Source organism: Lacihabitans sp. CS3-21 (assembly GCF_024343675.1).
Lineage (GTDB): Bacteria > Bacteroidota > Bacteroidia > Cytophagales > Spirosomataceae > Leadbetterella.
This window is the reverse complement of the sequence record NZ_RJUD01000006.1, coordinates 84,995-97,065: the sequence shown is the minus strand read 5'-3', so window position 1 is coordinate 97,065 and position 12,071 is coordinate 84,995. Positions and strand designations below refer to the sequence as shown.

At 35.0% G+C, this 12,071-nt stretch carries 8 protein-coding genes; 2 read left to right on the top strand and 6 right to left on the bottom strand.

What is annotated here, in order from left to right; all coding sequences use genetic code 11:
* Window positions 1-8 precede the first annotated feature (8 nt).
* The 4 genes from EGI24_RS05785 to EGI24_RS05770 are packed head-to-tail and all read right to left on the bottom strand — an operon-like array spanning window position 9 to window position 4,802.
* Window positions 9-764 carry a bifunctional 2-polyprenyl-6-hydroxyphenol methylase/3-demethylubiquinol 3-O-methyltransferase UbiG gene (locus tag EGI24_RS05785; RefSeq protein ID WP_255047408.1) on the bottom strand — a complete coding sequence of 252 codons (756 nt, stop codon included), beginning with the start codon at window positions 762-764 and terminating at the stop codon, window positions 9-11.
* Window positions 761-1,876, bottom strand: coding sequence for a glycosyltransferase (locus EGI24_RS05780; RefSeq protein ID WP_255047407.1), 1,116 nt, complete (start codon window positions 1,874-1,876; stop codon window positions 761-763). Before EGI24_RS05780 ends, EGI24_RS05785 begins: the two co-directional genes overlap by 4 nt.
* 7 nt (window positions 1,877-1,883) lie before the next feature.
* On the bottom strand, window positions 1,884-4,055 hold the full coding sequence (locus EGI24_RS05775) for a hypothetical protein (RefSeq protein WP_255047406.1): 2,172 nt from the start codon (window positions 4,053-4,055) through the stop codon (window positions 1,884-1,886).
* 21 nt (window positions 4,056-4,076) lie between these two features.
* Window positions 4,077-4,802 (bottom strand): TolC family protein, encoded by a 726-nt coding sequence (locus EGI24_RS05770; RefSeq protein WP_255047405.1) that lies wholly within the window; start codon window positions 4,800-4,802, stop codon window positions 4,077-4,079.
* Window positions 4,803-5,077: 275 nt separating this feature from the next.
* Here EGI24_RS05770 and EGI24_RS05765 point away from each other — a divergent pair, with 275 nt between their 5' ends.
* Window positions 5,078-5,620, top strand: coding sequence for a heme NO-binding domain-containing protein (locus EGI24_RS05765; RefSeq protein ID WP_255047404.1), 543 nt, complete (start codon window positions 5,078-5,080; stop codon window positions 5,618-5,620).
* Between the two features lie 2 nt (window positions 5,621-5,622).
* A complete protein-coding gene (locus tag EGI24_RS05760; protein ID WP_255047403.1) occupies window positions 5,623-8,100 on the top strand; it encodes a PAS domain-containing hybrid sensor histidine kinase/response regulator in 2,478 nt (825 codons plus the stop codon).
* 93 nt (window positions 8,101-8,193) lie between these two features.
* Here the strand turns inward: EGI24_RS05760 and dnaN are convergent, their stop codons facing one another.
* Window positions 8,194-9,318 (bottom strand): DNA polymerase III subunit beta, encoded by a 1,125-nt coding sequence (gene dnaN / locus EGI24_RS05755; RefSeq protein WP_255047402.1) that lies wholly within the window; start codon window positions 9,316-9,318, stop codon window positions 8,194-8,196.
* Window positions 9,319-9,504: 186 nt separating this feature from the next.
* Window positions 9,505-12,057 carry a hypothetical protein gene (locus EGI24_RS05750; protein ID WP_255047401.1) on the bottom strand — a complete coding sequence of 851 codons (2,553 nt, stop codon included), beginning with the start codon at window positions 12,055-12,057 and terminating at the stop codon, window positions 9,505-9,507.
* Window positions 12,058-12,071 lie beyond the last annotated feature (14 nt).

Here is a 12,071-nt window from a genome sequence, read left to right as displayed (position 1 = left end):
TTTTCATATCAACCAAAAACTACTATTTCCTTAGTAATTAAGAATTTGAATATTCCAAAATTGATATTTTTATTGCTAAACCAAGTGTATCTATTGAGCCTTGAATGACTCTTTCTGTATTTCAAATTCAGACCAATATTGTCAATAATCCTGCTCAAACGGTTATGATTGAGGTGATTAAGTTCATAATATTCTTGCATAATGGTCTTTTTCCCAACCAATACTCTGTCTTTATTCGCCATGATTTTTTTCAACATGAAGTCTGGCAAAAACTGACACCAAGGTAAGCCTAAAACATGATTGAGGTGAGAAGCATAAGGGCCTTCCCATGGTGGATAGCTTAGAAAAATGCCTCCGCCAGGAGCCAATGAGGCTTTGAGTTGAACCAATATTTTGTCTAAAATGTCCATTGGGATGTGTTCTGCTACATCATTCAAAATGATATAGTCGTATTTCTCAGTCAATGGTTTTTCCAATACATCTCTTAGCTCAAAATTTACATTTTTCACTTTGTGCTTGGTCTTTAATATTTCGGCTATTTCTATGTGGTTGGCGTCCACGTCTACACCATGAACGGTACAGTTCCATTGCGTGGCATACCACAGGGTCATCCCTCCCATTCCACATCCAAAATCTAGGATTTTTTTATTCGAAAAATCAAAGTTTTCCTTGATTAGTTTTTTGTCCAAATTTAGGTGGCTATTTTCACCTTGAAATGCATTCTCGGCATATTTGCAGCCCTCATTTAATAATTCGATTGTCATGATTGTAGTATTTTTGAAAGTTCTAATGCTTTGTTTTTCCAAGAATTGCTCATAGAAAATGAGATTCTCTCGTTAAATTTATAATCGTTTTCCTCTAAAACAGCCCGGCCCAATTGCTCCACAAATTGGTTGGATGACCCTTGATAAATAAGGTCTCCAAAGTCATCTAAATTGGCAAAATCTGTGGAGACTACAGGTATTCCAAATGCCAAGTATTGGTTGATTTTCATCGGAAATATATTTTTTGTAAACTTGTTCTTTACAAATGGAATAATTCCTACCTGCATATTTTCTAAATAAAAACCCAATTCCTCTGGTTTTTTTGCACCTACAAATCTTACATTTTTGTAATTTTCTAAAGCCTTAAAAACTGTATCGTCGGTGATTCTTCCAACAAAGATGAAGTCTAAATGAGGAAATTTTTCGATGGAATCTTTCAAAGCAGGCACATCCATTCTGTTGTCTATCGTCCCCAAATATCCCACTACATTGTTTTTTACGGGCTTTGTTCTTTTTGTATCAAACAATTCCATTTCCACTCCATTCTGAATCATTTTAGTATTTATCTGATACTTACTCTTGGTGTTTTTAAGACCTTCAGAAGTTACAATTGCCCCCTTTACTTTACTTAGAAACTCCTTTTCATAATTTGCATTGTGCTTTTTACACCAGTTGGCTTCGGTCATTTCATCATAACAATAATAGTAGGCCGCCTTTTCATGAAGTTTTCCTAAGAGCTTTAATCCAAAAGCAGGTTGAAAAGCATTTAAAATAATCGGGTTGTTAATATCCAATTTCTGCATAGCTTTCAAAATCGAGTTTTGCAAAATTTTGGAGTTCAAGCCTAAAACTTTATCATACACTTTTGGACTATCAATCCAATTCATAGGAAAAGTAGATGGAGGAGTAAGAACATTGATCACATCTCCATTTCGAGAATACTTCTTCGTCAAAACAGCACCTTTTGGAATTTTTGTGTCTTTCAAAGTTCGGGTATATTCTACATAAAGAATTCTATGTGAAGCACTTAGCTCTTTCATCAACTCGATGGTAGATTTTTGGTAGTTACCCTCCCATTGAGGCAGACCCAAACATACAATATCAGCTTTCATAGCAAAATCAGTTTATAAATTCTTTATTGTGAAACTCCAATCTGAACACTCTTTTTATTGCACTTTTCCATTTAGGGTTTTTAATTTCGCTTTCGGCTACCTGATCCTCTAGTGAATCCCATGATACGCCATTTACGAGTATTTCAACTGGCAAATGATAGGTTTGCAATATTTGTACAGCTTTTTTATCTGCTTTTTTCCAAGACCTATTGGCTGATACTGTTAGAATCGACAAATTGGCATTTTGCAAAATTTGAGTTGGTACATTTCCGCTCAAAAGCGACGGAATTTCTAACAAACAATAATCATAATCGTTGGGATCTATCCAAGAGCTGATAAGCTCAGAAATGTTTTTCATTTCACTTAAATATTTTGATTTTGGATAGATCAATTTTCCATTTTGTAATACCGTACTTTCTGTATCTCCAGAAACAATCAAAAGCACAGAAGCTCCAGACTTCCTAAGATGTTCAGCAATCTTTTCACTTATAAATGTTTTTCCTTCAAGTACTTGCGTACTACTAAACAAAATTAATGGTGTAGATGAACCCAATCTATTGGGGTTTATCTTAAGTTTACAGTTGGTCACAATTTGCCCAAGTAAAGTCTCCGAAATTTTCTGATGTTTTGGATTATTCTTATTTAAAATAGGCAATGCTCCTACTGCCTCTAAACCTGTCATTTCAATAGCTCTTTCAATGGTTTTGATGGTTTGGTCGCTGATTTCTAAAACCACCAATCCTGCCAGGATCCCAACAAAACCTACTAGTCCAGATAAAATAACTAGCATCAATTTCTTTGAAGGCAACTCTATGGTCATAGGTTTGTCTATGACGTTAAGTTTTGATGAAAGCTCGATACTTTGTTTTCTCAGCAATGCTTGATTGAGGTCATGTAAAATTTGGATGTATGCTCTTTCATGAACGTCTATTTCGCGTTCAAGTCTTGACAATCCAGAGCCCAAGGGAGCAAACCGTGCATAATCTCTTCTAATTTCACCCATTCTACTATCCAAAACTTTTACCCTGGCTCTATTTTTTTCCACTAAAATCATGTTTTCAAGCCAAGAATCTAACAGATTCTTGATTTGGACATTTTCTGTGGAGTGCGTGCGAGCATACAGATTTCGGACGCTTTCAGTCAATGTTTTTTCTTGCTGTTTTACTTTTTCGGTCAGGTTATCCTGCCCCGAATAGTTTGGATTCAAAGAATTCTTTGCAATCTCCGACGTGAGGTTTGAAATCGCCTCTTTCTGCGTCAATAAATCATTGTTTTTAAAAAATGACTCCCTATTAATTGCGAGCTTTTGCTCTAGTTTTCTTAGAGAATTATCTGCTGCATCTAGCTCTCCATTAAGTCTACTTTGCTCATCTGTAATGTCTTCTTTCTTTCCTGCCAAGGCCTTTGTTTGTTCATAATAATTAAGGATTTGACCGTCTTCTCGGAATGATTTTAAACGATCTTCAGCCACATTGAGATCTTGTTTTGCGGTAGATAATTGGTTTTGAAAGTACTCTACAACATTTCCTGTTTCAGACACTTTCAATCCTTTATATTTTTCCATAAAAATGTCTATGAACAAACGCAGTGTGGTTTCACACAAACCCTTGTCTGTGAGAGTATAAGAAAGCTCAATCATATCTGAGCTTCCTTTTCTCACTGCTTTTACTTCACTCAATGCTTTTAAGCTGAATGGACTATTTCCGTCGTTATATAATTTACGGATTTCCTTTGGATTCTCGTTGTCGTATGCATTTTGTAGGTTTATATAGGTTTGTTGTGGATTATTGGCCACTACTAATACTTTTCGAATATTGGCTGGTATCCATTCATTGACCTTTTCGAAAGTCTTTGGATTAGCTGTTTTTCCATCCGCTTTCTGCAAAACTAAAATTTGACTTAATAATTTAAAAGATACCTCTCGCATGGTTTGTTTTGACCGTATAGTATTCAGTATGTTCTCGAATGAATTATTGACAACAAACTGATCCTTACGCATTTCGCCAGTGCTTTCAATATTGAATCCAGTTGAAAGTCCAGTATATATCATGGCCGTACTTGTAAACTCTCTCTCCGAATTTTTTGTCAAAAAATACGTACTCACGGCCATCAAGATTGGCACAAAAATGAGTAGTAAGAGGTTCTTACGAATAAGACGGATAAACTCAATTAAATTCATTTCCTATTTTAGAGTTTTCAATCATTTTAAATTAGACAATGGAACTCCTATCAAAATCTCCAACTGAAAGTATAGTTTCTCATAAGTATTCGCAGCCTGCTCAAATTCCGCGTAAGCATTAGATGACAGTTCGATAACTCTACTCAACTCAGAAATATGAATTTGACCTTGCTGAAACTCCTTCTCTGCCATCTCTTTTTGAATAAACAATGCGTACTTTTTATCTGCTTTTATACTCAATAATTTGTAGGCCAATTGAGCATCTTTATAAGCATCAGTAATTCTGAATTTAACTTCTTGCCTCAAGTAAAGTGCGTGTTGCTCTGAAGCGATTTTTCGAAATTGTGCTTGCTGAATCAAGTTTTTCCTAGCAAATCCGTCGTATAAACTTAGTCTAACCGTCAGACCAAACCTGATAGAATTTTGATTTTGAAAACTAAGTGAATTAAATTCAGTATCAGAAACGTTATTGTTCACATTTAATACCGCACCGTTGTTTGCTCTTTGAGCACCCAAATCCATGAAGACTTTATCCATCCAAAGTTTTTGAGTGATTTTTTCGGTTTGACCATAATGATCCGTCATAGCCTCTTGTTCTTTTACCAAAGGCGAATTCTGGGCAGCATAATCCAATACTTTTTGTAAAGGAGGCAAACTAGCCACTGAAAGCTTCTCGGCCTTAACTTGAGAAAAAGCAGTAAAAGTCGAAATCACGGAGACAAACAATACGACGGCTATAAATTTCATTTTCGATATTCCATTTTACATTTGGTTTCTAAGATACCAAACCTATGCCACGAAGACTAATGACCTACTTATCAGCGATTTAAATATTTTCTTATGGTATTTGAGTTTCCAATTTTTGGAAAACAAAGATTTTTTTTGGAATAACATTTTTAGCATGATTTTTGAATTTAAATTTGCAAAGGTGGGTTCGAATCGTAATATCCAAATCGGTTATAAACCAACTTGATATTGAATTAGTCAATAATTAGCTTTCAAAAAATAAAATTAAATGTGCTATGAAAGGAATAGTATTCACAGAATTTTTAGAAATGTTGGAGGAGAAGTTTGGATATTCATTTGTAGACCAAATAATCAACGAGGCCAATCTTCCAAATCAAGGAGCATACACTTCAGTAGGCACCTATCCACATCAAGAAATGATAAGCTTAATCATGAGCGTTCATTTTCACAGTCAAATCCCTGTTGATGACTTGCTAAGAACATTTGGAAATCATCTATTTGGAGTTTTCAAAAAAAGTTATGCAGTCTTTTTTGACAAGTTTACTTCCGCTTTCGACATGCTCGAAAACATAGAAAACCATATCCATGTTGAAGTAAAAAAACTTTATCCCGATGCTGAACTTCCGAGATTTGAGACTGAAAGAACAAATGATAACTGTCTAAAAATGACCTATTATTCAGACAGAAAAATGGCAGCACTGGCCGAAGGCTTGATAGCATCTACTTTAGAGCATTTCCACCAAAAAGGAAGTATAAATATAGAAAAGGTAGAAAATGAAGGTAAAATTGTGACTTTTATAATTAAAACTGAAGGTTGATTTTGAAAGAGGAAATAGAACTTTTGAAACGAAAAATATCTAGGGAAAGAGACGCTAGAATTCAGGCAGAAAAAATTCTTGAAGCCAAGGCCTTTGAATTGTATGAAACCAATGAAAAACTTCAAAAACTTAACCTTGAGCTTGAGGCTAAAGTCCTTGAACGTTCAGAATCGTTGTTGAGGAGTCAAATTCAATACAAATTATTGATTCAAAATCTGCAATCAGCGGTGCTTTTAGAAGATGAAAATCGACGGATAGTAATTACAAATGATAACTTTTGTAAGCTATTTAATATCCCATTGTCGCCCGATGAGCTTATAGGAATAGATTGTACAACCTCTGCAGAACAATCTAAACACTTATTTAAAGAACCTGATAAATTCGTAGAAAGGATAGATTATTTGTTAAAGAATCAAATTATTGAAGTAAAAGAAGAACTTATTACTACTGACGACAGGATACTTGAGCGAGACTATTTACCCATATTCTCTGATGAAAAATATTTGGGAAATCTATGGCTCTATAATGACGTAACCGAGCAAAAATCTATTCAAAACCTCATTCAACAAAGCGAAGAAAAATATAGAGGCATCATGGAAAACATGGAGCTTGGGCTGATGGAGGTGGATAATAATGACGTAATCCAGAAAGTCTATCAAAGATTCTGTCAGCTTACTGGATATCAAGAAAATGAATTATTGGGCAAAAAAGCTGCTGACATTCTGCTTGCTAATGAAATTTTTAAAGGTCTAATATTAGAACAAAATGAAAATCGAAAAAGCGGGGAACCGGGTGCCTATGAATTGCCTTTGATGAAAAAAAATGGAGAGCTTATCTGGGTAATTATTAGTGGAGCTCCTATAAAAGACAGATATGGAAATGTAACGGGTTCTGTTGGCATTCACCTTGATATTACCGAAAGAAAACGGACACAAGAGGCGTTAGAAGAAGCCAAAGCTATTGCTGAGGATGCTAGAAAGTCTGAAAAACGATTCTTAGCAAATATGAGCCATGAAATTAGGACCCCAATAAATGCAATAATAGGTATGACACATCTCTTGTATGATACCAAACCAAATGAAAAACAAGTAGAATACCTTAGTGCGATAAATTATTCAACAGACCTACTAATTAATTTAGTATCGGATATTCTCGATATTTCAAAAATTGAGGCTGGAGAAATGAAAATGTCAGAAAATACATTTAACCTAAAAGATTTATTAAACAGCACCTTACAAACATTTCGAATACAAGCAAAAACAAAAAACATAGAGCTGACCTTTGAATATGATGAAGAAATAAGCAATGAAGTAATAGGTGACGCCACATTTTTGAGCCAAATTATGCTAAACCTGCTTAGTAATGCCTTGAAGTTTACGAAAAAAGGTAAAATTGGCATTCAGGTTTCTTTGCTTTGTAGATTAGGGGAGTTTTACATGACTGAGTTTAAGGTGTGCGATACAGGCGTTGGGATTTCTGAAGATGAAATCGATGGGATTTTTGATAGCTTTAAACAGGCCAATAGCAATATAAAGGCCAATTTTGGAGGAACTGGTCTTGGGTTAGCAATTGTAAAACAACTGGTCAATATTCATGGGGGTGAAATTACTGCAGAGAGTACCGTCGGTGAAGGAACTGTTTTTAATTTTACCCTACCTTTGAAAGATAGCGGGCAAAAATCCAAAATAGTAGCAGACCTTTCCAACAACATTTCAGAATCTTGGAAAAACTTTATGGTTTTGATAGTGGAAGATAATGAAATGAACCAAAAATATGTCACGGGTTTAATGGACAAATGGGGCTTAAAATACCGCTTGGCTTCTGACAAAGATGAAGTATTGGATTTGATTGAAACCCAAACTTTTGATTTGATTTTGATGGATATTATTCTGCCTGATACAGATGGCTATTGGCTTACTAAATATATTAGGTCTAATGAAAAAAATTCCAATCAAAATATTCCGATCATAGGTTTATCAGCCACAGCTATGAATGAGGAAATTGACCAAGCCTATGCCGTAGGAATGAATGGGTATATAACAAAACCATTTAGACCTGATCAACTGAGAGAGGCCTTAGAAGAAACGTTACAAAAAATAACCCCCAAATCCAAACTTCCTGAAGTCCAGGTCAATACCTATAATATTAGTGAAAACCTTAGACATTTATATGGCGACGACAAAGAATATGCTCGGGTAATGATTAATCTTTTCATAAAAACAGTACCGCTAGAAATTGAAAGAATAAGAACTTTAATGAAGGAAAAAAACTGTGATGCATTAGGGAAAGTTACGCATCAAATAAAGCCCTCCTTCTCGATGGTTGGATTTCCAGAACTTACTGAAGAACTTCAAAAAATAGAAAAAACCATAAAGGGAGGAGCTAAGTTTGAGGATTTTAGCCCCATGGTTGTAGATTTTCTATATAAATTTGAACCGTGCATTACGCTTTTGGAAGTTGAACTGGAAAAACTACAATGAACAATGCTTCATTAAAAATAGCTATTTTATTAAAACAAAAAAGCCCCAGAAATCTGGGGCTAAAGTTTATAGAGAAAAGGTTTATTGTATTTCTTATGAGTAGGAGTTCAGCATAACTGGCATCACTAGCATCAAAATATCTTCGTTTTCTTCTTTGTCAGAAGGGATAATCAATCCAGCTCTATTTGGCAATGAAAGCTCCATCGTAATGGTAGAAGAACTAATATTGCTAAGCATTTCGGCTAAAAATTTGGCATTGAAGCCAATCTCCATATCATCACCCACATACTCGCAAGAGATTTTTTCCACAGCTTCATTCGAATAGTCTAAATCTTCTGCAGAAATGGTCAACTCATCCGCAGTGATTTTTAATCTAATCTGGTGCGTAGTTTTGTTAGAGAAAATAGCAATCCTTTTCAATGAATTCAAAAATTTAGACCTCTCAACAGTCATACGGTGAGGATTAGCTTTCGGAATTACATTTTCATAGTCAGGATAACGCTCATCTATCAATCTACAAATCAACTTGATGTTACCAAAGCTAAAGAAAGCGTTCGAATTGCTAAACTCAGTAACTACTGGAACGGAGTTAGAAGGCAAAGAAATCTTAATTAAATTAAGAGCCTTACGAGGCAAAATCATGGTAGTTGGCGTAGAAGACTTGATGTCTGTCCTGCGATATCTGATTAATCTATGGCCATCAGTGGCTACAAACGTGGTGTTTTCTTCTTGAATATCGATATATACACCTGTCATAGCTGGACGAAGGTCATCCGTGCTAGTGGCAAACAAAGTATTGTTAATAGCTGCTGCCAAAATATGTGAGTCAAGCTCAATGTTGAAGTTTCTGTTTACCTGCGGGGCTCTTGGGAAATCCAATGGATTTTCACCAGCAATTTTAAAGCGACCATTGGAAGTAGTAATTTCTACGCCAAAGGTCTCGTTGCTAATGCTAACGCTTATGGGTTGCTCTGGAAGGCTTTTCAAAGTATCCATCAAAAGCTTGGCAGGAATAGCGACAGAAACCGTATCGCCCGAGTCCACCATTAAGTCTGCCACCATAACTGTCTGCATATCAGAAGCTGTCACAGTTAGCGATGTTTTATCTAATTCGAAAAGAAAATTTTCCAGAATCGGAACAAGAGGATTTGGAGCAATAACTCCACTTATATTTGAAAGATTTTTTACTAATTCAGAGGACGAAACGACAAACTTCATGTTGTTTTGTTTTGGAAAATGATTTGGTTAAAACTCAATTCAAGGCAAATTTAAGAAAACACACAATATTTTTAAAACGAATTTTTAAAATATTGATTATTAAATATTCCTCTAAAAAACTCTTCTTTTTGAGAACTTACCCGCAAAAATACCTAAAAATCTGATTTATTTACGTAAAAAGTCAATTTAAAATCCACCCGATTGCACTTTTTGTTTCTGCTCATTGTACAGTTTTTTTAAACTATCCAACTTACTATTGGAAGTAATCGTTTCTAATTTTTTAATGCCGTCCATGGCATATTCAAACTCAGATATATCAATAGCTTTTTTCACCAAAGTTTCCCAAATCAAAGCAGACTCGCTGTTAACTTCGGCCGCATAAAATGCCACATTATAGGCCTCTAGTTTTTTGTTCTTTGATGTCAGATAGTTCGAAATCTTTTCTATCAAATAAGGATTAAACGGGGCTTGATTCAGTACTTCATTATAATTCTTTCCAGTTATATTCGCCCCATATTTTTTAGATTGCAATTGAAGGTCTTTTTCTACTTTCTGTTTTAGGTTTGCGTTGGACAGCAAAGAAAATGACGAGCTATCACCCGCAGCTTTTAGCCTAAGCAGAGCTTGGTCCAAAACCCCCTCCTTCATCAACCATAAACCAAGATTTTGATTATAAATGTTCTTATATTTAGAATTGGCGTTGGCCAACAAATACAATTGCTTTATTCCTATAGTTTTTGATTGCCTAATATAGTTTTGCTGAGCATAAGTCCAGCTAAGCGACTCGAAAACGGGTTCATTGTATGGGTTATTTTGAAGTCTTTTAATAGTTTCGGCATCTATTTGTGTTTTATTTACGGTCTTAGTATGGCTTATGGCATTGAAAAGATAAGCAGCCCTGCTCATGTCAAGTGCAGAATCTTTACTAAGTTCAAACTTTTCAAATATTGTTTCTTTATCCAACATCCTGTTTATGGCAAACTGATTAGCTTTGATTCCATTATAATTTAACTTCTCTGCTAAATTAGACATCTCCTCAAGCTTTTCTGGCTTAGAGTTTTCAATCCAAAAAGCGAGAAAATTGGTGTTTTCAACTTCACATTTTTTGCAGTTTTTGAGGGATTTATCCAAATTAACGAGAACACTATCTGTAATTTTAGCTTTATCTTGTAAATAGGATAGGTTGGTGAGAAGCTGACTATTTTCAGGAAACTTTTTTAGTCCTTTTTGAAGTGCAAACAATGCTTCAAAATACAAATTTTCATTTTCTAAACTAGCACTTAGCCCAGCAAAAGCATAAGGACTGGGCTTATAATCAAGTGTTTGGTTGAAAAAAAACGCGGCATTTATTTTATCCCCCTGACTTAGAGCCATAGAGGCCAGAGACACGTTAGCTTTATGGTTTTTCAGATCGTTATGGGTCGATTCTTTGTAAAAAGTTTCGGCAGCTTTGAGGTCTCCTTCTACCAAATAAAAATCCCCTATGGCATTGCTAATCCCAGCCTTTGCCTGATAAAAAGAGTAGAAATTTTTAAGCGAAAACAAGAATAGAATTAAGAAAACCGAGATGGTTCTAGCGTATATAAGTTTATTGAATGGTGCTTTATAGAGAACTTTATGAACCTCTAAGCCCTGCTTAAATATTTGTAGGTAATTGATCAATACATAAACAATAAAACTCAAACTAACCGCTAACATTGAGATACTTACGAAATCTTCGAACAATTCGATAAGTGGATCATTGTTTGTTCCAAAAACAAAACCAACCGTTGCTAACGCAATGGAGGCCATTCCTAAATATATCCAAACGCCCGACATTTGATAGCTAAACCATGCTTTCTGATGTATAAATTGGCGAAATCCCCACAAGCCTAAAATGGCACTTATTAAAAACAAAACAATGGAAGGAATCACGAATGAACTCTTTTCTATTTTGTTAGAATTTTCTAAAAAAACAAGTAGAACATTTGCTAAAAAAATTATAGAAATAATCAAAAACTGTGGTAAAGAACTTTTCCCTTTTTGAGCATTTTTTGAAACCAACCAAACCAAGCCAGCTATGATTTCATGGGAAATTAAGAAAATGAATACCCCTGAAATAATCAAAAAGGCAACCAATCCGTAAGCCGCCAAGCTGAGATTTGGCTGATTTATAACTGAAAACTTATTTGCCAAAAACAATAATAAAGACCACAAAAATATCCAAATTATAAGAATCACGCTCGTGGTTAATTTCTGCCCGAAATTGTTAGAATAATAATAAAAGGAACCGGTAACCACAAATGCAACAAGAAAAGGCCAGTTTGAATTAGCCAAAAACACACTTTCCGAATGCATAGCAATTAAAACACCACCGAGCATCAGTGCTCCAATCAAGAACCAAGGACCTCTTAACCTTGCCAAACCCGTCAACAAAAATGTTAAACCCAAAAGAGAACCACCCAAAAGAGCATAAAATGTCAGTGTATTTACTTCGACCAACGATGGCATATAGCGTTCTTTGATATACCAAATAGGAGAGGAAGCAGAAAATTTAAATTCATCATAGAAAAACGAACTTGTGGATATAATTTTTTCGTGAAGTTCGCTCAGAACGTCCCAGTGGATAATGTTTTCAATTCCTTTAAACCAAGCAAAAACACCTCCTATAAGTAGAACTAACAACAAGAAAAATGCTATGAAAAGAGGCTGTTTTTCGTTTTTATGCCATGTTCTCCAGAAGTTCAAATTTTCATTCATAGATACCTAAAACT